Origin of the sequence: Collinsella sp. AM43-1 (genome assembly GCF_003467925.1) — a bacterium.
GTDB lineage: Bacteria > Actinomycetota > Coriobacteriia > Coriobacteriales > Coriobacteriaceae > Collinsella.
Window position 1 is genome coordinate 23,293 of record NZ_QSFR01000012.1, and the last position, 23,699, is coordinate 46,991.

Here is a 23,699-nt window from a genome sequence, read left to right on the forward strand (position 1 = left end):
GCGGTGAAGGTTGTTTTGTCGGCGGCGATGTGCACGTGCAGCTTTGCCTGACCGTCGCAGCTGATGAGCACGCCTACCTCGAACGGGGTTCCCGTCTTGTCGTAGGTCGAACGCACGATGCGCATCGCCGCCTTGCCGGTGTTCTGTCCCAAAAGGCGCGCCTCATGCTTGTCGAGGTTGACCGTCTCGTAGACGGCATTAACGCTTGCGGGCAGGATGCCGGTCTTTTCCGCGATGTAGGCGTAGAGCGAGCCATCCACGTCTTTGCGTGTGAGCTCGGGGCAAAGTGACACGGGGATATAGACGTAGTTGAGCTCCATGGGTTTGTCGTTGGCGAGACGCAGGCGGCGAATCTCCCAGACGGGTGTCCCTTCGGGCACTTTGAGCCCGGAGGCGATGCCGCGGACGGCCGGTATGCTTGAAAAGGCGAGAATCTGTGAGCTCGGAATCCGTCCCGCTTCGCGCATCCGCGCGCTGAAATTCAGGGCCAGGTCGATGCCGGGTGCTGAGGTTTGGGGCTTGATGAACGTGCCCTGCCCACGTTTGCGCACCACGCGCCCCTCGATGACGAGATCTTGGAAACAACGGCGCACGGTCGCGCGCGATAACTCCAGCCGCTCACAGATTTCGAGCTCGCGCGGCAGCGGCGTCTTGGTGTCGAACGCCTGGCTGGCGATAAGCAGGGCGATTCGATGTTTAAGTTGGACATAGAGCGGCGTATCACCGCTGCGGTCGAAGGGTTCGGAGGCGAGAAACGAGATCATATCCATGGGGTACCTCTATGTCGTGGGCGTACGTGACATGGTCTGACACTGCGGGGCAAACCGGAGATGCCAGGCCCGATTCTTGCTGGTATGTATGGCGCATGAGGAACATAAAACATTTATCAGGCAATCTACCTGCTATTTTAAAAATAATTAGAAGAAAAAATAATTTAGGCACAAAAATAGTTGCTACCGTTAACCGATGAATAGTTACCGTTCGCAACTATTTTCTTGTACCGAACATGCCCCGGCGCAACAATAATCTCAGCAAAAAGCAAAGCCGTGCGACACACGGCAGGTCGAGAGGAGACCGCATGCGGTATCTGGTAATGGTCAGTCACGGAACGCTCGCTCCCGGACTGCACAGTGTCCTCAAGATGCTCGGCAATGACGCCCCGAACATCTTGTCGACGAGTCTCGTGGACGGCATGGGCGCTGACGAGTATGTCGAGAACGTCAAGGCGATGCTCGCTCCCGTTGCCGCCGATGACGAGGTTGTCCTGCTTGGTGACATCCTGGGCGGATCGCCGCTCACCAATGCCATGAACACGCTGGCCGAGAAGGGCCTGCTCGCCCACACCATTGCCTTCGGCGGTATGAATCTGCCCATGGCTATGACCGCCATGATGGGGCTTGCCACCATGGACCTGGATTCCCTCAAGCAGATGATGCTGCAGGAGGGCAAGAACGGTATGTCCGAGCTCGTTGTCCCGACCGATGACGCCGACGACGAGGACGACGACATCTAGGCCGCACCAAGGTTTCATCTAGCTGCAAACGTTAGGAAGAAGAGGCCGCGACCGCAGGCCTCATGAAGGAAAGGGAGAACGCATGATTTCGTTCATCCGTATTGACGACCGCATGATCCATGGACAGACCGTTACCCGTTGGGCCCTCGAGTATCCCTGCGACGGTCTTATCGCCGTCAACGACGCCGCGGCGTCCAATCCCGTGCTCAAGGAGGCCTACAAGAGCGCCTCGGGCAAGAAGACGTTCGTGTGGACCAAGGAGCACTTCAAGGAGGTCTCCGAGAAGGTTCTCAAGTCCAACACCAAATACTTCCTGATCACCAAGAACCCGCTGGACATGAAGGAACTTCTCGTCGATTTTGGCTTTAAGCCCGGCATGGACCGCATCATCGTCGGTCCCTGCAACGATCGTCCCGGCACCACCAAGCTCGGCAACAACCAGTCGATCACGCAAGAAGAGGCCCAGGCGCTCGAGGATCTCACCAACGCCGGCTACACGGTCGAGTTCGCCCTTATCAAGGAGAAATCCATCGGTGAGTGGCCCAAGTTCCGCGGTCAGTTTGGCTTCTAGTTAGACGCCAGCCACATTTTGGTATCTACAGCCCTTGGGGAAAGGGGCTGAGGAATAAAGAAAGGGGAAAGCATGGCAATCAATGCATTCCAAGCCGCGCTGTTCGGCCTGTTCGCCTGCCTGGCATCACTGCCTGGCATGGGCGGCACGACGATCGGCAACTACACTCTGGGTCGTCCTCTGGTCGCCGGCCTCATCGTCGGCATCATCATGGGCGATATGCAGACGGGCATCCTCGTCGGTGCTGCCATCCAGGTTGTCTACATCGCTCTCGTGACCCCTGGCGGAACCGTCTCCGCCGACGTCCGCGCCGTGTCCTATATCGGTATCCCGCTGGCGATCCTCGCCATCAAGAACTCGGGCATCGATCCCGCCTCCGCTGAGGCTGCCGGCATGGCCGCATCCCTCGGTGCCGCCGTCGGCACGCTCGGCACTGTGCTCTTCTATGGCACCGCCACCATCAACCTGGTGTGGCAGGGCATGGGGTGGAAGTGGCTCGAGAAGGGCGATCTCCACAAGCTCTACCTGGTCAACAACGTTCTGCCTTGGATTGGTCACATCGTCTGCTCGTTCCTCCCGACGTTCATCATCACCATGGGCGGCACCGCCATGGTCGACCTCATGAAGACCTACATGCCCATGGACGGCATCGCGATGAAGACGCTGTTCACCGTCGGCTCGCTGCTGCCTACCGTCGGTATCGCCATCCTGCTCAAGCAGGTCATCTCCAAGCCGACGGACTTCCTCACGTTCTTCTTCGGCTTCACCCTGTCCGCTGTCATGGGATGCAACCTGATTGCCGCCGCCGGCATCGGCTGCTTCTTCGCCCTGATCAACTATGAGATCGCTTCGCTCAAGATCGACCTCGCAAACGCTCCCAAGGCAGCTATCGCCTCGGGCTCCGATGATGAGGAAGAGGAGGACATATAATGGCAGAGAAGAAGAAACTCTCTAAGAAAACGCTTGCCAAGTCGTTCCGTAACTGGTCCTATGGCAACCTGACTTGCTTCTCGCAGGAGCACATGCAGACCTTCGGTTACCTGTGCGCCATGCTTCCGATCGTCGAGGAGCTCTACGACACGCCCGAGGAGCAGAAACAGGCCCTCCAGACCTACTCCGCGTTCTTCAACACCGAGCCGCAGATCGGCACCATGATTGTCGGCGTCACCGCCGGCCTCGAGGAGGCTCGCGCAAACGGCGAGGCCATCGATGACGACGCCATCAACGGCATCCGCGCCGGCCTCATGGGCCCGCTCGCCGGCCTTGGCGACTCGCTGATCGTCGGTACCCTGATCCCGATCCTGCTCGGTATCGCCCTCGGTCTCTCGACCGGCGGCTCTCCGCTCGGTGCCATCTTCTATATTGTCGTGTGGAACCTGCTCATGTTCCTTGGCATGCGCTTTGCCTACAACCAGGGCTATGAGCTCGGCGGCAAGGCGGTCGAGGCCCTCGTCGGCCCCAAGGCAAAGGCTCTTCGCGATTCCATCGTGATGGTTGGTACCATGGTCATCGGTGCAGTCGGTGCTACCTGGGTCTCCATCACCTGCAGCCCCAACCTGGTGCTGCCCGGCGGCGGTAAGTTCCAGGACACCCTCGATGGCATCTATCCGCACCTGCTGCCGATGATCTTCATCATCTTCTGCTGGTACATGATGACCAAGAAGAAGGTCAACCCCATCGTTATGATGCTGATTCTCGTCGTGATCGCATTTGTGGGCGTTCTCATTGGCTTCTTCGATCCAGCGCTGAGCTACTAGTCATCATCCTTTGACCCCCTGCAAGGCCGTGCGGCCTCAACCGCACGGCCTTCTGATTTTACGCCGCCCTTCAAGGGCAATATGGCCAGCGACCTCCATCGCCTACACGACACCCGCTATATTGCTCTTGAAAGATGACGTATTCGACAAACGATGCACTTGCGCATGATGCGCACTTTGCACGAGGAGGACCATATGCACGAGAAACATGGACACGACCTTTCGCGCGACGACTTGATTCGCGAGGCAAAGATGCAGACCGATGCTATTCAGCGGCTCAATGTTTGGCTGCGCCTGGGCTATTCGCTCGTGGCGATTGGCTTTTTGATGGGGATGTGGGGTATGCAGGGCGGCCCCGGCTGGGGTGTCCCCGTGGGCATCGTGTGCCTGGTGGTGGGCACTCCGCTTTCGATCGTGCTTAAGGTCGGCACGACCAACGCCAAAAAGAATGTCGAGCGCATGCTCGAGGCCGCTGGTGTCGACGTTGAGGAGCTTATGCGACGCAAGAAGGACGAGCAATAGACTTCCGCGTTGGGGTATCATAAATAATTGTTGCGAATGTTAACTAATGTACGGCAAATGACGGTTTTATGGCCCTTCTAGAGTTGCAAAGGACAATATCCCCAGTGGATTACGATGACGTTGCTCGAAAACTGATTGTGTACTCACGTTCCCTTGCCAAGGGATCCTTGAGTGCTGCCGGCGGCGCCAGTGTGGGCGAGGCACCGGTTTTACAGTATCTATCGGGTATTGACGGTGATGTCATTCCCTCCGAGATTGCCAAGAAGCTGAAATTCTCCCGTGCGCGCATGTCGCATATCTTGGATTCACTCGAGAGCAAGGGTTACGTTCAGCGCAGGACCGATCCAAACGATCGTCGGCGTGTGCTGGTGAGCATCACCGAGGAAGGCCGTGATTTCGCGGCGAAAAAAAATGCCGAGAGTGTGGCATCGCTCTCGAAACAACTCTCAGCGCTCGGCGAGCACGATGCCCAGGAGCTCGTGCGCATCCTGAATAAAGCCTACAGCCTTACCTATGATGCCGACGACTACCTGGACAATCTATAAGGATAAAGACAGACATTTAGGTGCATCTTGAAATGCATCCGGGCCAATTGTGCCCATCAGCCACCGTCAACATCTCATTCCAAACCAAATCAGCCAACGTACGTCATGGCAATCCCCGGTAGGTCGCAGGGCGCTTCGCGGGCGGGCCAGGCTTTATCTGAACGACTTTGCGAAGCAACCGGAGTGAAGATAAAGCCTGGCCCGCCCGCAAAGCGCCACAAAGACCGCAGGGACGGGAGCAGCTATACTACTCTCAGTAGTTAAGGGTCGCGGATTCGCCGCGTCACCGCTCTCAACAGGAGGTCTTTGTTTATGGCAGATCAGAAGCCGGTTGTCGGGATCATCATGGGCTCCAAGTCCGATCTGGGCGTTATGGAAGGTTGCACCGCCGAGCTCGAGGCGCTAGGCGTGCCCTATGAGCTCGTGATTGCAAGCGCGCACCGTACGCCGGCGAAGGTCCATGAGTGGGCCTCGACTGCTGCCGACCGCGGCATCAAGGTGATTATCGCTGCTGCCGGCAAGGCTGCTCACCTGGGCGGTGTCGTGGCTGCGTTTACACCGCTGCCGGTCATCGGCGTGCCTATGAAGACGAGCGATCTGGGTGGTATGGACTCGCTGCTGTCGATGGTGCAGATGCCTTCGGGCGTGCCCGTTGCCTGTGTGGCCATCAACGGTGCCAAGAACGCTGCCATTTACGCCACGCAGATTCTGGGCGCCTGCGACCCCGAGTACCGCAAGGTTATCGAGAAGATGAAGCAGGAGATGGCTGACGCCTAAGCGCTCTGCCAGTCCATTTGCAGCATAAGGAGAGCCATGTCCGACTATCAGGGAAAACGATTCAAGGCTTCTCAGATTCCCGATCCGTCGAAGCCGGGTGCTGCCCGTGCGGCACAGCAGGGTCGGGCATCCTCTCCTCAGCAGCCGCGCGCGCCGCGTCCCGTAACGCCAACGTCCCATCGCCGTCAGGATACTCCTGCTGCATATCGCCCTTCGTCATACAGTACGGCCAAGAAGTCACCTCGCTCTTCGGCGCATACCGCGCCATCGAGCTATACCGAGCCGCCGCGCAAAAAGCGCCGCTCCGTCATTCCCATTCTGCTCATCATCATTGGCATCGGCCTCATCGTTGCTGCGGCTGCCATCTTTATCAACGCGCAGATTGGCTACAAGCAGGCGAGCGAGTCGTATCAAAAAATCGAAAAGCAATATGTGAGCGACAAGGACGCCAGTGGCGTGCCGATTATCGACTTCAATGCGCTTGCCCAGACAAATCCCGAGGTTGTGGGTTGGATTTACGCGCCCGGCACCAACATCAACTACCCCGTGGTGCAGACCAACAACAACTCCAAGTACCTCAACACGCTGTTCGACGGTACGGCCAATGCCTCGGGTGCCATCTTCTTGGATAGCGACGACACCGCGCCGGGCATGGTGGATCAGCAGACCACGATTTACGGTCATCACATGAACGACGGTTCGATGTTCAACGTGATTTCGAACACGACCGATCAGGCGACGTTCGACAGCATGGAATACGTGTACTACATCACGCGCGATGCGACGTATAAGTTGCGTCCGCTGGCGACCAAGGTGGTCGAGGACACGTATGCCAAGGCGCGCACGCCCAACTTTGAGGGCGATGACGGACTGAAGAATTACCTGTCCGAGATGCTCGACGGTGCCTCTGCCGTGGCGAGCGATGCCACCGATCGTGCCGCTTCGGCAACCAAGGTCGTAACGCTTGTGACCTGCCGCTCGCTGTCATTTAGCAATACGCGCGCAGTCATGGTGCTCACGCCGGTCGAGGAATAAGTTGTTCGAGAGTAGCTAAAAAGCCCCGTCCCAAATGAGCTACTCGACGACGGTAAAAAGGAGAAATGATGCTTGAAAGTGGCAAATCGATGCCTTCGGTTGATGCTTGGCTGCGCGAAGTCAAGGCCGATGTTTCGGCGGCTGATTGTGGGATGTACCTGACACACAACGGCGTGGTGCGCGCGACGCCCAAGGCCGAGGTGCGCGGAGTCGAGACCGATGGCGTGGCGCCGGGCCACAAGGTGGGCGGCATGGCGTTTGGCTTCGATGCCGAAAAGGTGCAGGCCGCTATCGAGGCAACGCACGCGATGCCGGGTATCGGTTACGTGCGCGTGTGGTTGGCGAGTGGCGAGCTTACCGTGGGCGACGACATCATGCTCGTGCTCATTGGCGGGGACATTCGCCCACATGTGGTCGATGCGCTGCAGGCGCTCGTCGGTACCATCAAAAATGAGTGTGTGAGTGAGGTTGAGCGCGAGGCGTAGAGGCTTGCGTCGATAGAAGGCTCTTATAAAAATGCCCGCCGGTACGTGTGATACCGGCGGGCATTTTGCGTTTTGGGCGCGGTGGGCGTTACACGCGCGTCGCATCCTTGGGACTCATGGTCATGCTCTGGAAGCGGTTCTCCATGTAGTCGTTATCGAAATACTTGCCGTAGAACTGCGCGACGGGAATATCCGGCTCCGTGCCGTTGACGCGCTGGTACCAGTAGTCGAGCGACTGCAGCGTCATGACGCCGTCGACCAGCATAATGACGGTAAAGATGACGGTAGCCGAGTAGCGACTCTTCCACGGAATCATGTTGATGAGCTTGAGCAGCCTCGGCAACAGCAGCTTGATCCAGATAAGGCCACCCAGGCCCCACAGGCAGGCAAAGCCCGTGCAGGTGCGTCCGCCCGTAAGGACGGCGAGTGGGTCGGGCATGCCAAACAGCTTCATGTGCGAGTAGCTCCACGAGACCACGCCAAATGAGGTCTGCATAAACCAGCCCACGAACACCTCAAAGCTCGCGCCGAGCACAGCGCTTACCAGGAAAATGATGATGGGGTTCTTTTTATAGAAGCGGTTGAGCACCATGGTCATGAGTACGGCGCCAAAGCCATAGATGGGGCTGAAGGGACCAAACAGCATGCCGGCGCGGTTCTGGTAGACGCCCGGGTCGTCGACTGTCATATGCCAGATGTCCTCGGCGATCAGGCCGAGCACGCAGCAGACGAAGAATACCCAGAACAGGTTGAAGTAGTTGAGCTTGATGTAGCCCTCGCCGGTTTCATCGCGGCCGAGCATGCCCTCCGCCGCGGCGTCACGGTCGAGCATCTCCTGCAGGCGGCGCTGCAGTTCGCGCTCCTGGCGCAGCGTGGGGTCGACGGTTGCCGAAAGCGCGACGAGGATGCCGAGCTGAATGGCAGGACGCAGCAGGAAGGGCCCGATGCCCTGGAGCATCACGTCGACCAAAAGCTCGACGACGGTGAATGCAATAAGGATGTAGGACAGGCGGGCGGCGTTGCGGCGCTGGTTTTTGATAAGGTCCAGGCCAAAGATGATCAGGATGACGGCACTTGCCGCAGAGAGCATGATGCCGGCGACGATGAGTCCAACCGAGACCAGCATATTGTCGCCGAGCTTTTCGGCGGCGTTGCCGTTGATAAGCGCGGTGATGACCTGCCACATAAAGGCGGCGACCGACGGGAGCGTGCTCACGCCGGACAGGATGCACAGGACGGCGTACACCTTAATGATGAGCGGGATCTTCTTGACCTCCGTGGCGCTGGGGACGCTGGGGTCGAGTTCGTTTCGATCCATACAGAACCTTTCTCGCTTTGTTGTCGGTTATAAGGATACGCCGCCGACCTGCCAAAAGACAGGACGAACGTCCCAATTGCAACAATGCAACCCTCAACGGTGGACGCGGCGGCCATCTGGGGCGCGGGCGCTTGCACTGGACGGACCGATAAAATGTTTGGCCGCAAAACGGATTATTAGCTCGGTGGGCTTTTAAAAAGCGCTGCTCATGCGCTGGGGAGCGCGTCGCGCCGTGCGTATAATAAGGCGGGTAACGCCAAAATACGAGGCTCTGAGGGGATGCCATGTCTCAAGAAACCATCCGCGCGGTCGAGCGCGCCGCGGGACAGGTGAACGCCATGTCGACGTATGATCCGGACTCCGACCAGCTGCATGAGGAATGCGGCGTTTTTGGTGTTTGGGCGCCCGATCGCGACGTGGCTCGACTGACGTACTTTGGCCTGCGTGCACTGCAGCACCGTGGCCAAGAATCGGCGGGAATCGCCGTGGGTGACGGCGGTACGGTTATGGTCCGCAAGGATCTGGGCCTGCTCGACCGCGTGTTCTCCAATGCCGACCTGTCGACGCTCTCCGGTCAGCTGGCCGTGGGTCATGTGCGCTACGGCACCGCCGGTGCCAAGAGCTGGGAAGCCTCTCAGCCGCACCTCTCTACCATCAATAGCGTCATTATCGCGCTCGCGCACAACGGCACCCTCGTCAACACCGACGAGCTGCGCCGTCAGCTGATCGAGCTGGGCGTGCCGTTCCTCTCCAACTCGGATTCCGAGGTCGCGACCAAACTCATCGGCTACTTTACTCAGCGTACGGGCCACCTGCGCGAGGGCATTCGCAAGACCATGGAGCTCGTGCGCGGCGGCTACGCCATGACGCTCATTAATGAGCAGGCGCTCTACGCTTTCCGCGATCCGCACGGCATTCGCCCGCTGGTGTTGGGCAAGCTGGTGGACGAGGGCCTGGACCAGGCCGATGCCGCATCCGTTTCGCAGCTGCCGTCGCAGGACGGCGCCGCGACGGTTGACGTTGCCACCCATGTCACCCGCGCCGGCGGCTGGGTTGTTGCCTCCGAGACCTGTGCGCTCGATATCGTGGGCGCCGAGTACGTGCGCGATGTCCGTCCCGGCGAGATCTTGCGCATCAGCGCCGAGGGCCTTGTGTCCGAGCAGGGCGTGCCTGCCGCCGAGGAGCCTGCTAACTGCATCTTTGAGCAGGTCTACTTCGCTCGCCCCGACTCCATTATGAACGGCAAGAGCGTCTACGCCTGCCGTTATGACATGGGTCGTCAGCTGGCACATGAGGAGCCCGTCGAGGCCGACCTGGTCATCGGCGTGCCCGACTCCGGCCTGCCGCCCGCGGAGGGCTATTCGCACGAGAGTGGCATTCCCTTTGGTGAGGGTCTTATCAAGAACCGCTACGTGGGTCGTACGTTTATCGAGCCTACGCAGGAGCTGCGTGCCATGGGCGTGCGTATGAAACTCAACCCGCTGCGCGACAACATCGAGGGCAAGCGCCTGGTCGTCATCGACGACTCCATTGTGCGCGGCACCACCATGGTGCAGCTCGTCAAGATGCTGCGCAACGCCGGCGCCAAGGAGATTCACATTCGCATCAACTCGCCCGAGGTCATCTGGCCGTGCTTCTACGGTATCGATACCGACGTGCAGTCGCAGCTCATCAGTGCCAACAAGACGGTCGATGAGATCTGCGAGTACATTGGCGCCGATTCGCTGGCCTTCCTTTCGGTCGAGGGCCTGCTGAAGGTCATGCCCAAGGGCGGCTACTGCGACGCGTGCTTTACCGGCCGCTATCCCGTGGCGATTCCAGAGAGCTTTGGCCGTGACAAGTTCATGGAGGGCTTTAAGCCCCGCAACCTGGACAAGCCGCTGCACTTTGACGACGACGCCGTGGTCGAGAAATATGTCGACCGCAGCTGGGAAGAGGAGCACGGCGAGGCCTAAAACCTGCCATGTAGGGACAGGTTTATTTTGGTAGGTTTTACCTGCTGTTTTGTTGATATAACGGCGCGTGCTGTTATGGCACACGCCGAAATGAACGCAATTATGAGCACCGTTTGGCGCCCGCGCGGCGCCACGGTAGTGGGAGAGGAAGGCTCAGATGAGCGACAGCAAGCATGTGACGTACGAGGACGCCGGCGTCGATACCGCCGAGGGCGGTCGCGCCGTCGACGCGATTAAGCAGATGGTCAAGGACACCAATCGTCCCGAAGTTATCGGCGGCATCGGCGGCTTCGGTGGCCTGTTCTCGGCTGCCGCGCTTAAGGATATGGAAGACCCGATTCTGATTAGCGGTACCGACGGCGTGGGCACCAAGCTCGTGCTCGCCCAGATCATGGACCGTCACGAGACGGTGGGCCAGGACCTGGTCGCTATGTGCGTCAACGACATTTTGGCTTCGGGCGCCGAGCCGCTGTTCTTCCTGGACTACGTTGCCATCGGTCACATCGAGGCCGAGCACATGGCAAAGATCATCAAGGGCGTGGCCGATGGCTGCAAGCTCGCGGGCTGCGCGCTCGTGGGCGGCGAGATGGCCGAGCACCCCGGCGTCATGGCTCCCGCCGACTACGACCTCGCCGGCTTTACCGTGGGCGTCGTCGACCGTCCCAAGATGCTCGACCCCGCGAACGTTCGCCCCGGCGATGTGATCCTGGGTCTGCCTTCCACCGGCGTGCACTCCAACGGCTACTCGCTCGTGCGCAAGGTCATCGGCGTCGACGGCATCAAACCGGGCACGCCCGAGGCCGCCGCTAAGGCCGAGGAGCTGAGCCGTCCGCTCGAGGAGCTCGGCGGTGCTTCGCTGGCCGACGCTCTGCTGGCTCCCACGCGCATCTATGTGAAGCCGATTCTGGAGCTGCTGCGTGGCGACGTCAACGTGCACGCCATTGCTCACATCACCGGTGGCGGCATTACCGAGAACCTCAACCGCGCGCTCGCCGACGATGTCGATGCCGTGGTCACCCGCAACGGTGCCGAGATGGGCTGGGATATTCCGCCCGTCATCACCTACGTGTCGCGTCAGGCCGAGCTCGCGCCCAACGAGGCATGCAAGACCTTCAACATGGGCGTCGGCCTGTGCCTGATCGTTGCCCCCGAGGACGAGGCTACCGTGACCGAGGCCCTGGTCGCGCTGGGCGAGAAGCCGTTCCGCGTGGGCGAGTGCGTCGAGGGTTCCGGTAAGGTCGTGTACTCCGATGAGCGCTAGCGAGCAGATGGCTGCTGCCGAGGGCCTGGGCTTTGTGCCCTACACCCGTCCGACCGGCACCGATACGGCCGAGCCGCTCAAGATCGGCGTGCTCATCAGCGGCTCTGGCACCAACCTGCAGGCGCTGATTGACCTGATCGCTGCCAGCAAGCTCAATGCTTCGATTGAGCTGGTGGTGTCGAGCCGTCCTTCGGCCAAGGGGTTGCAGCGTGCCGAGCGTGCGGGTATCCAGACGCTGACGCTGTCCAAGGATGTCTATGCCGACCCCATCGCCGCCGACGAGATCATCGCGCACGAGCTGCTCGAGCGCGGCTGCGAGTATGTGGTCATGGCCGGCTACATGCGCATGGTGCACACGCCGCTGCTGGCGGCGTTTCCCAACCGCGTGGTGAACCTGCATCCGGCGCTGCTGCCGAGCTTTACCGGCGCGCATGCGATCGACGATGCCTTTGCGCGCGGCGTCAAGGTGACCGGCGTGACCGTGCACTTTGCCAACGAGGTCTACGACAACGGCCCCATCATCGCCCAGCGCGCGCTGGCTGTCGAGGAGGGCTGGGATGTCGACACGCTCGAGGAACACATCCACGCGATTGAGCACGTACTGTATCCCGAGGTCGTGCAGATGCTCGCCGACGGCCGCGTCCACGTGCTGGAGAGCGGCAAAGTGGCAATTGATGCGGCACGCTAGTCGCGTGTAAGAGAGTTCGCTGAGCGCTCTTTGGGACGCAAGCGATCGAAAAAAGTTGATAGGGCTCCGTCCGTACGCGGGCGGGGCTCTTTTTGTGTGGCCTCTCAAGTTTGCTATACTGCTAGCAAGCAGAGAGGAGTCGCCATGGCAACAGCAACAGTGCAGCTCAACACGCGAATCGACCCTATGCTCAAGGCTGGCGGCGATGCGGTCCTGACTCGCAATGGGCTGGGGCCGAGTGACGCTATTCGTGCGCTTTGGACCTACCTTGTCGAGCATCAGACGTTGCCAGGATTTATGGTGGAGGATAGGTGCGAGGCACCCCGTGCGGAGAGTCTGGCCGAGCAGGGATGCGGGCTGGCTTTTTTCTCATTGGGGTTGAGCGCGGCGGATTTTGCGCCAGCTGAATCATCGGCAGACAACTGGGGTGCCGTACGCGACGACATGTACGATGCGATGATCGCTGGCATAGAGGCGAATTGCCGATGATTGCGGCAAAACGACTCTTGGTAGACACAAACGTTTGGCTCGATTATTACCTGCAAGAGGGAGCGTTCGACGAGGCGAAAAGATTGATTGAGTTGGCCGAGGCGGGAAAGATTGACCTTCTGTACGCGCCAACGACGGCAAAGGACCTGTTCTACATTGTGCCGCGGCGTCTAGCTCAGCGGAATGTGAATGGGGTTAACGCTCCGTTCGGTCCGGCTGCATGGGCCTGTATCGAGCATATGATGCAGGTGGCAACGGCTTCTCCGCTTTCGTTGGCGGAATGCGAGATGGCGCGTATGCTTGGCAAGCGTATGCCGGACCTTGAGGACAATCTCATCATTGCATCGGGCGATACGGCGGATGTCGACTACGTAATCACGAGCGACCGACGCATGTTGGAGGCGATGCCCGAGGTATGCTTGACGCCCGCGCGCGCACTCGAGCTCATCGGGATCCTCGGCTAACCTTGCATACTCCGTTTCGCTATCATATTGAGCATTGTGGCCCTCATGCAACTTTGGAGGACGATATGGCGGATAACGAAGCGCTGTTTACGCCTGAGCTGGTGTTTTTTGATTGGGAGTGTGCGACGCCTGATGAGGTGTTTGCGCGACTCGAAGGCGAACTTGTTCCACGCGGCTACATTGGCACCGGTTGGCTCGACGCCGTCCGCACGCGCGAGGATGCCTATCCCACAGGGCTTGCCATGCCGGCGGCCAACATTGCCATCCCGCATACCGATCCGGGGTTTGTGGCTAAGCCCTACATCGCGGTGGTGAAGCCGGCCACGCCCGTGACATTCAATGCTATGGCGGGCATGGGTGCCCCTGTGCCGGCGCAGATCGTCATCAATTTGGGTATTGCCGAGCCGGGCGGCCAGGTCGAGGCCCTGCAAGCGCTCATGAACATCTTTATGGACGCGGACGTCGCAGCCGATGTGCTCGGCCAGACCACGCCCCAAGGCATGGTCGACGCCATCCGCCGCCACTTTTAAAGCCGGCACTTGGGGACTGTCCCTAACTGCCGGCAGAAAAGGAACGTCCCCAAGTGCCAGGGTTGCCCCTTTGTCGCGGGGGCTGCGTTGTGACACAATGGCGTTTGTTCGATTCGTGATGCGAAAGGCCAACTATGGCAAACAAGAAAAAGAACTCTGAGGCCGCGCCGACGCCCGAGCAGCAGACTCGTGCTGCCTCCAGCTCTCGTAAGAAGCAGCGCAAGACGTACGTGTCTAAGACCGTCAAGATCGTTCTGGTGGTCATCGGCGTGCTGGCGATGCTGCTTTCCGTCTCGGCCATGGCGTGCTCCGGCCTTATGTCGCAGGCAGAGGATGCCTCGGGCTACAAGCTTACCGGCGGTGTGGCTGCCACTATCAACGGCACCAACCTCACCGAGGACACCGTGACAAAGCAGATCATGAGCATGCGCACGTCTTACGGCTACACCAAGGACAAGGACTGGGCGCAGTATCTGGTCGACAACGACCTCACGCCCAAGAAGTACCGCAAGCAACTCATCGACTCCTACACGCAGCAGATTCTGCTTCAACAGGCACAGAAGGAGAACGGCGTGACGGTGTCGGACGAGGAGGTCGAGAAGGCTTGGAAGGACGCGTGCAAGAGCGCGGGCGGTGCCAAGGCCTTTAAGAAGACCCTCAAGACCTACGGCTACACCGAAGACACCTATAAGAGCTCGCTCAAGGAGAGCCTGGCGCAGCAAAAGCTCAAAGATGCCGTGGCGCCCACAAGCAAGCCCAAGGACAGCGAGATTGTCGATTACATCAACGAGAACCTGTCCAACTACAATGACGCCCGTCGCTCGTCGAATATTCTGATCAAGGTCGATTCCGACGCTTCCGACGAGGACAAGGCCGCCGCCAAGGCCAAAGCGCAGGAGTGCCTGGACAAGATCAACTCCGGTGAGCTGAGCTTTGAGGACGCCGTTGAGCAGTACTCCGAGGACACCGGTTCCAAGGAGAAGAAGGGCGATGTGGGCTGGGATAAGCTCACCACTTTCGTCGACAGCTACCAGACGGCACTCGAGGGGCTCAACAAGGGCGACGTGAGCGAAGTCGTCGAGTCGACCTATGGTTACCACATCATCAAGTGCACCGACTACTTCCATGTCGATAATCAGGTTGATGACATCAACCAGGTGCCCAAGGCCATCAAGAAGTATGTCTCCAACGTGGTGAAGACGCAGGCGGCCAGCACTGCATACAGTGAGTGGCTGGAGCAGTACAAGAAGGACGCCGACATTACCGTCAACCCCATGCCCAAGGACGTACCCTATAACGTGAGCCTGAAGGGCGTCACCAAGAGTTCGACCGACGATTCGTCGACGACTGAGTAATCATGGGGCGGTGCTCGCGCGAGTGCCGCCCACGCTATTGAGGAGGATTTGAAGATGACCAACGAAGAGCTGCAGAAGGAAATGATCGCGGCCATGAAGGCCAAGGACAAGGTTCGCCTGTCCATCATTCGCCAGGTCAAGGCCGAGGTGAAGAATATCGAGGTTAACGAGCGCCGCGATGTGACCGAGGAAGACGTCAACAGCATGATCAAGCGTCTGATCAAGCAGACGAGCGAGACGCTGGAGATGTCCATCAAGGCCGGCACCGACCAGGAGCGTACCGACAACCTGACCGAGCAGGTCAAGATTCTGGAGAGCCTGCTGCCCGCGCAGGTTTCGGGCGAGGAGCTCGAGGCCCTGATCGAGCAGGTTATCGCCGAGCTGGGCGCTACGTCCAAGAAGCAGATGGGCCAGGTCATGGGTGCACTCGGCAAGGCCACCGGCGGCAACTTCGACAAGCCTGCGGCGGCAAAGATCGTCGGCGGCAAACTCGCGTAATTTGTTACGCGGTTTTACCAAACCGCGTAACGGCTCGACGCTGCAAACCCGTACACACGGCAATCTGACGTTCAATTTCAAGGGCGCGACCATAAGGTCTGCGCCCTTTCATTTCACGTCACCTTGCTCGCGTGTACGGGTTTTCGCTGACTTATGCTCAACAAGGGCGGTTGAGCGCTCATTGGGGACAGACTTAAATGAGTGCCCAATGAGCAGGCACTCATTTAAGTCTGTCCCCAATGAGTGGGTGGAAGATTGCGGGTTCTTTACGGGAATGTAGTGTGGGCTGCGGAAACGTGGTTCTTTCCGTACAATAGTTCAACTCGTGTAAACGCAGGGAAGGGACATACATGGCAGACATGATCGAGATCAAGCATCTCAACAAGTACTTTGGCGACCTGCATGTGCTCAAAGATATCAACCTCACCGTCAAGCGCGGCGAGAAGCTCGTAATGATCGGGCCTTCCGGCTCGGGTAAGTCGACGCTCATCCGTTGCGTCGATTATCTGGAGGAGCCCACGTCGGGCGAGGTCATCATCGACGGTACGCCGCTTACCAAAAAGAACCACCTGGAGATGGCTCGCAAGTATAGTTCCATGGTGTTTCAGCAGTTCAACCTGTATCCCAACATGACGGTGCTCGGCAACCTGACGCTCGCGCCCATCAAGCTGCAAAAGAAGAGCAAGGAGGAGGCGACCGAGATCGCCATCGCCGCACTCAAGCGCGTCGGCATGGCGCATAAGGCCGGCGAGTATCCGCAGAATCTCTCGGGTGGTCAGCAGCAGCGCATCGCCATCGCCCGCGCCCTGTGCACCAAGCAGCCCATCATCCTGTTTGACGAGCCGACTTCGGCGCTCGACCCCGAGATGGTCCAGGAGGTTCTGGACGTTATGATTGAGCTCGCGCAGGAGGACATCACCATGATCTGCGTGACGCACGAGATGGGCTTTGCGCGCCAGGTGGCCGACCGCGTCATCTTTATGGAGGACGGCCGCATTCTGGAGGAGGGCACGCCCGAGCACTTCTTCGATAACCCCGAGAACCCGCGCTGCCGCGAGTTCCTGTCCAAGATTCTGCACTAGGCGCGGTGATGGACATGACGGATATGACGAGGGCGGCCGTGTCGCGCCGTCACTTTTTGCAGCTGGCGGGCGCCGGCATGCTTGCGCTGACGGGGACCGCGCTTACCGGTTGCGGCAACTCCACCCGCGGCGAGGGCTCCGACAAGGGGTCCAAGCTTGCGGCCATTAAGTCGCGTGGACATCTGAATGCCGGCGTCAAGAAGGACGTTCCCGGCTATGGCTATTACGACACCGCCAAGGGCCGCTTTGAGGGCATGGAAGTCGATTTGTGCTACCAGATCGCCGCTGCCGTCTTTGGCGTGAGCTACAAGGAGGCCCGCGCCCAGGAGCTTGTCGAGTTTACCGACGTAACGCCCAAGACGCGCGGCCCGCTGATCGATAACGGCCAACTCGACGTGGTCGCGGCGACCTACACCATCACCGACGAGCGCAAGAAGAGCTGGGATTTCTCGACGCCGTACCGCACCGACTACGTGGGACTCATGGTCAAGAAGCGTTCGGGCTTTACCTCGATTGAGGACTTGGACGGCAAGGTCATTGGCGTGAGCCAGGGTGCCACCACGCAGGGCCTGATCGAGCAGATGATCAAGGACAACGGCTTTAGCTGCAAGCCCGAGTTTAGGGCCTTTAGCGGCTACCCCATCATCAAGAGTTCGCTCGACGCCGGCAATATCGACGTCTTTGCCATGGACCGCTCCACGCTGGCCGGTTACATGAACGAGACCGTTGAGCTGCTGCAGCCCGAGGTCAAGTTTGGCGAGCAGGGCTACGGCGTGGCGACCAAGAAGGGCTGCGACCTTTCGGCCGTGGTCGATCAGGTGATTTGCGATCGCCTGGCCGACGGCTGGCTCGACCAAGAGGTCAAGACCTGGGGTCTTGTATAGACGCATCGTCCAAGGAAGGAATCAAATGCTCGAAGGATTATTTGACGCCGACCGTTGGTCGACGACATTTCAAAACATGGGGCCCTTCTGGGAGGGCTTTGGCGTGACGCTGCAGGTGGTCGTTGCCGGTCTGCTGCTGTCGCTGGTGCTGGGCACGCTGCTGGGTGTGTTCTCTACAACTCGCTCGCGCGTGCTGCGCGCCATAAGTCGCGTGTACGTGGAGTTTTACCAGAACACCCCGTTGCCCGTACAGGTGCTCTTTATGTACATGGCCGGTCCGCAGTTTTTGCAGGCCATAACCGGTGCCGACCAGCCGGTGCGTATCGCGCCGTTCGTGTTGGGCTTCTTGGGCGTGGGCCTGTATCACGCGGCCTACATTTCGGAGGTCATCCGCACCGGTATCGAGGCGGTTCCGCGCGGTCAGATGGAGGCGGCCCAGAGCCAGGGCTTCACCCGGGCGCAGGCGTACTGGTACATCGTGCTGCCCCAGACATTCAAGATCATTCTGCCGCCGCTGTGTAACCAGGCGCTCAACTTGGTCAAGAACACGTCGGTGCTGGCGCTTGTGGCCGGCGGCGACCTTATGTACCGTTCCGACAACTTTGTGAGTCTGTACGGTTACCTGCAGGGATACATCGTCTGCTGCCTTATGTACTTCATCATCTGCTTTCCGCTCGCCATGCTGGTGCAGTGGCTCGAGCGCCGCTCCAAGGAGCGTCCGCGTGGCGTGAGCCTGGCCGAGCTGGGGCTCGACAACGTAGAGGAGGCCTAGCGCATGGAAATCTTCAACGCGACCAACCTGCTCTACATTTGGGGCGGCTTTGTTAAGACAATCGAGATCTCGGCGCTGTCGATCTTTTTCTCGCTCATCTTTGGCACGGTGCTGGCGCTTGTTAAAAGCTATGCGCCCCGCCCGTTCCGTATTTTGGTGAGCGCCTATATCGAGCTGTTCCGTTGCACGCCGAACCTGCTGTGGATTCTGTTTATCTACTTTACGGTGCAGGGTTTGGACATTGTGATTTCGACCATCGCCTTTACGCTGTTTACCAGCGCCGTTATGGCCGAGATTGTGCGCGGCGGTCTCAACTCGATTCCGCGCGGCCAGTTTGAGGCAGCGCAGAGCCAGGGTTTTGGCTTCTTTGCCACCATGCGCTACATCATTCTGCCGCAGACGTTTAAGACGATCATTCCGGCGCTGTTTAGCCAGTGCACGACCGTCATCAAGGACAGCTCGTATCTTTCGGGTATTAACGTGGCCGAGCTCATGTACACGGCAAACGTCGTGATGGCCCATGCGATCGACCTGTCGCAGGTGCTTATGCTCTACGGCCTGGTGTTTGCGATGTACTTTGTGCTCAACTTTGGTATCTCGCTGCTGGTTCGCGCATATCAGAGGCGAATGGTGGCAGCGTAGAATGTGGCAAAGGGACAGCCCCTTTGTCACATAGAGAAAGGAATCGCGATGAGCGATCTGGAGAACAAGAAGAGTCCTGTGGTCATTACCATCGCGCGCGACTTTGGTGCCGAGGGCCACGAGATCGGACGCATCCTCGCCAACGAGTTGGGGATTCCTCTGTACGACAACGAGCTACTGGTGCGCGCGTCGCTGCGCGCGGGCGAGTCGCTCGACAAGATGGCCGCCTACGACGAGCGTCTGGCCGTGGAGAACATGGCGTTTCTGCCCGACCGCTACGATGCGCGTTCGTACTCGGACAAGTTGTTCCAAAAGATGAGCCAGGTGATTTTGGACCTGGGCGAGACCGAGAGCTGCATTATCGAAGGCCGTCTGTCCGATTACCTGCTGCGTAACAACCCCAACCATATTGCCGTGTTGGTGACCGCCCCCTTTGAGGACCGCGTCGAGATTGTCCGCAAGAAGCGTGGCCTTAACAAAAAGAAGGGCGCCAAGCTGGTCAAGCAGCAGCAGAAGGCGCGCGAGGCGTTCTATAAGCGCTATAGCGCCGGAAAGTGGAAGATGACGAGCGGCAAGGATATCGTCGTCAACCGCGCTAAGCTGGGACGCGAGGGCTGTAAAGACGTCATCGCCGCTGCCTACCGCTACAAAGTGGCTCAACTCGAAGGCTAGCCGACCAAAAACCACCACAAAGGGTACAGGCACCTTTGTGGTGGTTTTTGTTTTAGGCCGAGGGGAAGGCCTTGGCGGCAGTGCCTATCCTCGGCTTTTGCATAGTCTCGATCTGTAACACCAAGCCAGCGAAAATGGCTCTAACTGTTACAGATTTAGATGAACCGTTCGGCCGTCAGCCCAACGTCTTGATCTGTAACACCAGGCGGCATATTTGGTCTCTAACTGTTACAGATTGAGATGCGGCGTGGCCGGCCGGCACAATATCTCGATCTGTAACAACTGCAGGGCTCAACGGACTCCAACTGTTACAGATTGAGACAAAACGATCAGGCAAGTCCAAAACCACCACTAAGGTGCATGTCCCCTTTGTGGTGATGGGTTGGCCGGCATAGAAAAAGTCCCCGCCGAGCGTGTGCTCGACGGGGACTTTGCCGTTTGGTGGCTAGCGCTGCAGGTGATTACTCACCCAGCAGGCTCTTGGTGATCGAAGCGGCGGCCTTCTTGCCGGCGCCCATCGCCAGAATGACCGTAGCGGCACCGGTGACGATGTCGCCGCCAGCCCAGATGCGGGGATCGGTGGTCTGGCCGGTCTCCTCGTCGGCAACGATGTAGCCCCACTTGTTGAGCTCCATCTTGCCGCCGATCTTGGCAGCGAAGGGGTTGGCGTTGGTGCCGATAGCCGAGATCGCGACGTCGCAGGGGATCTCCTCGATGGCGCCCTCGATGGGCACCGGGCGACGACGGCCGGACTCGTCAGGCTCGCCGAGCTCCATCTTCTGGACCTTGACGGCGCACACGGAGCCGTCCTCGCCAGCGACAAACTCGAGCGGGGAGACGAGCGGCAGAACCTCGACGCCCTCGGCCTTAGCATGGTGCAGCTCGGCGCGACGGCAGGGCATCTCGTCCTCGGTACGGCGGTAAGCGATGATGGCGTGCTCGGCGCCCAGACGCTTGGCGGTACGGACGGCGTCCATAGCCACGTTGCCGCCGCCAAAGACGACGACGTTCTTGCCGTGCTTGGTGGGGGTGTCGTACTCGGGGAACTTGTTGGCCTTCATCAGGTTCACGCGGGTGAGGTACTCGTTCGCGAAGAAGACGTTGGGCAGGTTCTCGCCGGGGACGTTGAGGAACTTGGGCAGGCCTGCACCGGTCGCCACGTAGATGGCGTCGAAGCCCTGCTCAAACAGCTCCTCGGCCGTGGCCATGTTGCCCACGACGGAGTTGTACTCAAACTTGACGCCCATGTCCTCCAGGCCGTCAATCTCGCGCTTGACGACTGCCTTGGGCAGACGGAACTCGGGGATGCCGTAGACCAGCACGCCGCCGCCGGTGAAGAAGGCCTCGAAGACGGTGACGTCAAAGCCGTTGCGGGCGAGCTCGCCGGCGCAGGTGATGCCAGACGGGCCGGAGCCGACGACAGCGACCTTCTTGCCGTTCTTGGGAGCCATCTTGGGGGTGGAGGCGAGCTCGGGGCGGTCACCTAGGAAGCGCTCGAGCTGGCCGATGGCCACGGGCTCGGACTTCTTACCACGGATGCACTTGCCCTCGCACTGGTTCTCCTGCGGGCAGACGCGGCCGCAGATGGCGGGAAGCATGGAGTCCTCGCGGATGGTATCGAGAGCGCCGCCGAAGTCCTTCGCGCGGATCTGCTCGATAAAGCGGGGGATGTTGATGTTGACGGGGCAACCCTCAACACAGAACGGCTTCTTGCAGTTGAGGCAGCGCTCGGCCTCGGCCAGCGCCATCTCCTCGGTGAAGCCCTTGTCGACGGGGCGGAAGTCGCAGGCGCGCTCGGCAGCCGGCTCCTCGTTATCGGGGGTGCGGGGCGACTTCATATCGGCAACGAAACGACCGTTAACTAGTGGCATGCGCAGCTCTTTTCCTCATAGGCCTTGAGGGACTCGCCCTCTTCGGAACGGTAAGCGGCCTGGCGGGCACGAAGGTCATCCCAGTCGACCAGGGTGGCATCGAAGTCGGGGCCGTCGACGCAAGCGAACTTGGTCACGCCGCCCACCTCGACGCGGCAGCAGCCGCACATGCCGGTGCCGTCAACCATGATGGGGTTGAGTGACGCGGTGATGGGGGTGTCGTACTTCTGGGCGGTGAGGGTCGAGAACTTCATCATCGGAACGGGGCCGACGCAGAAGACCTGGCTCACGGCCTTGTCCTGCAGCAGGCGCTCCAGCGGAGCGGTGACAACGCCCTGCTCGCCGTAGGAGCCGTCGTCGGTGGTGATGTGGATGTGGTCCTCGTCGAGGAGCTCGCGGAACTGGTCCTCCATGAGCAGGAGGTCCTTGGTGCGGGCGCCCATGATGGCGTGCACCTCGTGGCCGGTCTCGACCAGGTGCTTGGCGACCGGGAAGGCAATTGCCAGGCCGACGCCGCCGCCAATGACGGCGCAGGGGCCCTCGGCCATCTCGGTGGGAACGCCCAACGGGCCCACGACGTCGCGCAGCGACTCGCCGGCCTCGTAGGTGGACAGCATCTCGGTGGTCTTGCCGATCACCATGAAGATGAACTCGACCCAGCCCTCGTCACCGTTCCAGCCGGCCAGGGTAAACGGGACGCGCTCGCCCGTCTCGTTGGCGCGGACCATGAGGAACTGTCCAGCGTGCGCATGCTTGGCGATTGCAGGCGCCTCAATGCGGAACTTGAACACCTTCTCCGAGAACTGCGTCTTCTCCAGGATCTTATACATAGAACCCCTCTCTTGTTAGGGCTGCCGAACCGTGCCTCCACGGAAATGGACGGTAGCCCGAATAAAACCGTACGCGCACAGGCGTTGTGCAGACATACGGTGCAAATTATACCCTCATGGACATGCTGTTTACGTGTGTCTTCGGCGGTTGGGAAAAGGGTTTATCCACTTCGACCTACCAAATAGGGATAGGTTTATTTTGGTCGGTTTTATCAGGCAAAACGGCAAAGGGGGCCGGCCTCGGGTTGTGATGAGGCCGGCCCCCTTTGGGGTGTTATGCGTGTATGGCAGCGCGGGGTTTATTGCGATGCGGCCACCGCGGCGTTTCCGCAGATAAAACCTGCCAAAATTAACATCCCTAAACGGTAGGTTTTAGTGCTTGCCGTTGGCGGAGGCGGCGCCGTTGACGTGGTCGCGGGCATAGATCACGCCGTGCACGATGGCCAGGCCGGCGGCGTCGGCGGCGCGGGCGCAGGTGTCCTGGAAGTCATCGGCCTCGCGGGCGCGCAGCTGTTTGAGCACATAGTCTGCCACGGCCATCTTGCCGGGAGGGTTGCCGATGCCGGTGCGGATACGGCTAAAGTCGCGGCTGCCCATCTTGTCGATGATGGAGCGCAGACCGTTGTGACCGGCATGGCCTCCGCCCGCCTTGACGCGCACGTCACCGGCGGGAATGTCGAGCTCGTCGTGAATCACGAGCAGCTCCTCGGCCTTGATCTTGTACTCGCGGCAGAGCTTGGAGATGGGGCCACCCGAGGTATTCATATACGACTGCGGCTTGACCAGCACGATCTGGCGCTTACCGCCCTCTTCCTCGGGATCGTTGATGTTGATGAGCGCGACCTCGGCGCCGGCCTGGTTTTTCCAGTACGTGACGCCGGCCTGACGGGCCAACTCGTCGATCGCCTTAAAGCCGGCGTTGTGGCGGGTTTCGGCATATTCCTCGCCCGGGTTGCCAAGCCCGGCAACCATGCGAATCTTAAGCGGCTGTGCGGCTGCCATATTTGTCCTTCCGTTACACATAAAAGTTTAATCAACGACAAAGGCTACCACGCCCGCCGAAGGCGAGACTTCGTTTCAGCGAAATCCCACCAGACAAAAGCGCGGCCGCGGCAGAGCGAGCCGTCGGAACAGAAGAAACCCCCGCGCGACCTTTGCGAAGCAAGGGGGAGCGCGGGGGTTT

Annotated in this window: 27 protein-coding genes; 22 read left to right on the top strand and 5 right to left on the bottom strand. The window is 59.8% G+C overall.

Annotated features, from left to right (window positions below; all coding sequences use genetic code 11):
• Positions 1 to 770, bottom strand: a 770-nt coding sequence (locus DW925_RS07020; protein WP_199577054.1) for a GntR family transcriptional regulator, incomplete at its 3' end; no start/stop codon positions are given.
• Positions 771 to 1,078: 308 nt separating this feature from the next.
• On the opposite strand from DW925_RS07020, the gene DW925_RS07025 reads away from it, so the two are divergent.
• From DW925_RS07025 to DW925_RS07065, 9 genes are all read left to right on the top strand, one after another.
• A complete protein-coding gene (locus DW925_RS07025) occupies positions 1,079 to 1,513 on the top strand; it encodes a PTS sugar transporter subunit IIA (RefSeq protein ID WP_117735846.1) in 435 nt (144 codons plus the stop codon).
• Between the two features lie 82 nt (positions 1,514 to 1,595).
• The gene (locus DW925_RS07030; protein ID WP_117716198.1) at positions 1,596 to 2,084 is read left to right on the top strand and encodes a PTS sugar transporter subunit IIB; all 489 of its coding nucleotides are present in this window, start codon (positions 1,596 to 1,598) and stop codon (positions 2,082 to 2,084) included.
• A 72-nt stretch (positions 2,085 to 2,156) separates the two neighbouring features.
• Positions 2,157 to 3,014, top strand: coding sequence for a PTS sugar transporter subunit IIC (locus DW925_RS07035; RefSeq protein ID WP_089572605.1), 858 nt, complete (start codon positions 2,157 to 2,159; stop codon positions 3,012 to 3,014).
• Positions 3,014 to 3,841 (top strand): PTS system mannose/fructose/sorbose family transporter subunit IID, encoded by an 828-nt coding sequence (locus tag DW925_RS07040; protein WP_117646152.1) that lies wholly within the window; start codon positions 3,014 to 3,016, stop codon positions 3,839 to 3,841. Before DW925_RS07035 ends, DW925_RS07040 begins: the two co-directional genes overlap by 1 nt.
• A 195-nt stretch (positions 3,842 to 4,036) precedes the next feature.
• Positions 4,037 to 4,363, top strand: a complete 327-nt coding sequence (locus tag DW925_RS07045) for a hypothetical protein (RefSeq protein WP_117646153.1) — start codon at positions 4,037 to 4,039, stop codon at positions 4,361 to 4,363.
• Between the two features lie 104 nt (positions 4,364 to 4,467).
• The gene (locus DW925_RS07050) at positions 4,468 to 4,908 is read left to right on the top strand and encodes a MarR family winged helix-turn-helix transcriptional regulator (protein ID WP_158550938.1); all 441 of its coding nucleotides are present in this window, start codon (positions 4,468 to 4,470) and stop codon (positions 4,906 to 4,908) included.
• A 312-nt stretch (positions 4,909 to 5,220) separates the two neighbouring features.
• Positions 5,221 to 5,685, top strand: coding sequence for a 5-(carboxyamino)imidazole ribonucleotide mutase (purE, locus tag DW925_RS07055; RefSeq protein ID WP_006235810.1), 465 nt, complete (start codon positions 5,221 to 5,223; stop codon positions 5,683 to 5,685).
• A 36-nt stretch (positions 5,686 to 5,721) separates the two neighbouring features.
• The gene (locus tag DW925_RS07060; protein WP_117790685.1) at positions 5,722 to 6,720 is read left to right on the top strand and encodes a class B sortase; all 999 of its coding nucleotides are present in this window, start codon (positions 5,722 to 5,724) and stop codon (positions 6,718 to 6,720) included.
• Positions 6,721 to 6,785: 65 nt separating this feature from the next.
• The gene (locus tag DW925_RS07065; protein ID WP_233540254.1) at positions 6,786 to 7,205 is read left to right on the top strand and encodes a molybdenum cofactor biosynthesis protein MoaE; all 420 of its coding nucleotides are present in this window, start codon (positions 6,786 to 6,788) and stop codon (positions 7,203 to 7,205) included.
• Between the two features lie 88 nt (positions 7,206 to 7,293).
• Here DW925_RS07065 and DW925_RS07070 read toward each other — a convergent pair whose 3' ends face one another.
• A complete protein-coding gene (locus DW925_RS07070; RefSeq protein ID WP_117790687.1) occupies positions 7,294 to 8,523 on the bottom strand; it encodes a putative ABC transporter permease in 1,230 nt (409 codons plus the stop codon).
• A gap of 338 nt (positions 8,524 to 8,861) precedes the next feature.
• Between DW925_RS07070 and DW925_RS07075 the strand changes: the two genes are divergently transcribed.
• The 13 genes from DW925_RS07075 to DW925_RS07135 all read left to right on the top strand — a co-directional run bounded on the left by DW925_RS07075 (position 8,862) and on the right by DW925_RS07135 (position 19,815).
• Positions 8,862 to 10,478 carry an amidophosphoribosyltransferase gene (locus tag DW925_RS07075; protein ID WP_369831923.1) on the top strand — a complete coding sequence of 539 codons (1,617 nt, stop codon included), beginning with the start codon at positions 8,862 to 8,864 and terminating at the stop codon, positions 10,476 to 10,478.
• Positions 10,479 to 10,635: 157 nt separating this feature from the next.
• A complete protein-coding gene (purM, locus tag DW925_RS07080; protein ID WP_117790689.1) occupies positions 10,636 to 11,739 on the top strand; it encodes a phosphoribosylformylglycinamidine cyclo-ligase in 1,104 nt (367 codons plus the stop codon).
• A complete protein-coding gene (gene purN, locus DW925_RS07085; RefSeq protein WP_117790690.1) occupies positions 11,729 to 12,427 on the top strand; it encodes a phosphoribosylglycinamide formyltransferase in 699 nt (232 codons plus the stop codon). Before purM ends, purN begins: the two co-directional genes overlap by 11 nt.
• A 144-nt stretch (positions 12,428 to 12,571) precedes the next feature.
• Positions 12,572 to 12,916: a type II toxin-antitoxin system RelB/DinJ family antitoxin gene (locus tag DW925_RS07090; protein WP_117776588.1), complete on the top strand. Its 345-nt coding sequence runs from the start codon at positions 12,572 to 12,574 to the stop codon at positions 12,914 to 12,916.
• On the top strand, positions 12,913 to 13,380 hold the full coding sequence (locus DW925_RS07095) for a PIN domain-containing protein (protein ID WP_199574312.1): 468 nt from the start codon (positions 12,913 to 12,915) through the stop codon (positions 13,378 to 13,380). The genes DW925_RS07090 and DW925_RS07095 overlap by 4 nt, the downstream gene beginning before the upstream one ends.
• 65 nt (positions 13,381 to 13,445) lie before the next feature.
• Complete coding sequence (locus DW925_RS07100; RefSeq protein ID WP_117790691.1) at positions 13,446 to 13,910, top strand: PTS sugar transporter subunit IIA; 465 nt, start codon at positions 13,446 to 13,448, stop codon at positions 13,908 to 13,910.
• Between the two features lie 134 nt (positions 13,911 to 14,044).
• Positions 14,045 to 15,265, top strand: a complete 1,221-nt coding sequence (locus tag DW925_RS07105; protein ID WP_117790692.1) for a peptidylprolyl isomerase — start codon at positions 14,045 to 14,047, stop codon at positions 15,263 to 15,265.
• A 54-nt stretch (positions 15,266 to 15,319) separates the two neighbouring features.
• Complete coding sequence (locus DW925_RS07110; protein ID WP_117786186.1) at positions 15,320 to 15,763, top strand: GatB/YqeY domain-containing protein; 444 nt, start codon at positions 15,320 to 15,322, stop codon at positions 15,761 to 15,763.
• 350 nt (positions 15,764 to 16,113) lie between these two features.
• A complete protein-coding gene (locus DW925_RS07115) occupies positions 16,114 to 16,845 on the top strand; it encodes an amino acid ABC transporter ATP-binding protein (RefSeq protein ID WP_055251548.1) in 732 nt (243 codons plus the stop codon).
• A gap of 8 nt (positions 16,846 to 16,853) precedes the next feature.
• Entirely contained in the window at positions 16,854 to 17,729 is an 876-nt protein-coding gene (locus DW925_RS07120; protein ID WP_117583706.1) for a transporter substrate-binding domain-containing protein, read from the top strand.
• 25 nt (positions 17,730 to 17,754) lie between these two features.
• A complete protein-coding gene (locus tag DW925_RS07125; protein WP_035136546.1) occupies positions 17,755 to 18,501 on the top strand; it encodes an amino acid ABC transporter permease in 747 nt (248 codons plus the stop codon).
• A 3-nt stretch (positions 18,502 to 18,504) separates the two neighbouring features.
• Positions 18,505 to 19,143: an amino acid ABC transporter permease gene (locus tag DW925_RS07130; protein ID WP_006235796.1), complete on the top strand. Its 639-nt coding sequence runs from the start codon at positions 18,505 to 18,507 to the stop codon at positions 19,141 to 19,143.
• A 48-nt stretch (positions 19,144 to 19,191) separates the two neighbouring features.
• The gene (locus tag DW925_RS07135) at positions 19,192 to 19,815 is read left to right on the top strand and encodes an AAA family ATPase (RefSeq protein WP_022094991.1); all 624 of its coding nucleotides are present in this window, start codon (positions 19,192 to 19,194) and stop codon (positions 19,813 to 19,815) included.
• 461 nt (positions 19,816 to 20,276) lie between these two features.
• Here the strand turns inward: DW925_RS07135 and gltA are convergent, their stop codons facing one another.
• From gltA to pth, 3 genes are all read right to left on the bottom strand, one after another.
• On the bottom strand, positions 20,277 to 21,686 hold the full coding sequence (gene gltA / locus DW925_RS07140) for an NADPH-dependent glutamate synthase (RefSeq protein ID WP_089572633.1): 1,410 nt from the start codon (positions 21,684 to 21,686) through the stop codon (positions 20,277 to 20,279).
• On the bottom strand, positions 21,677 to 22,516 hold the full coding sequence (locus DW925_RS07145) for a sulfide/dihydroorotate dehydrogenase-like FAD/NAD-binding protein (RefSeq protein WP_006235793.1): 840 nt from the start codon (positions 22,514 to 22,516) through the stop codon (positions 21,677 to 21,679). Before DW925_RS07145 ends, gltA begins: the two co-directional genes overlap by 10 nt.
• A gap of 372 nt (positions 22,517 to 22,888) precedes the next feature.
• Positions 22,889 to 23,518 carry an aminoacyl-tRNA hydrolase gene (pth, locus tag DW925_RS07150; RefSeq protein WP_199577055.1) on the bottom strand — a complete coding sequence of 210 codons (630 nt, stop codon included), beginning with the start codon at positions 23,516 to 23,518 and terminating at the stop codon, positions 22,889 to 22,891.
• Positions 23,519 to 23,699 lie beyond the last annotated feature (181 nt).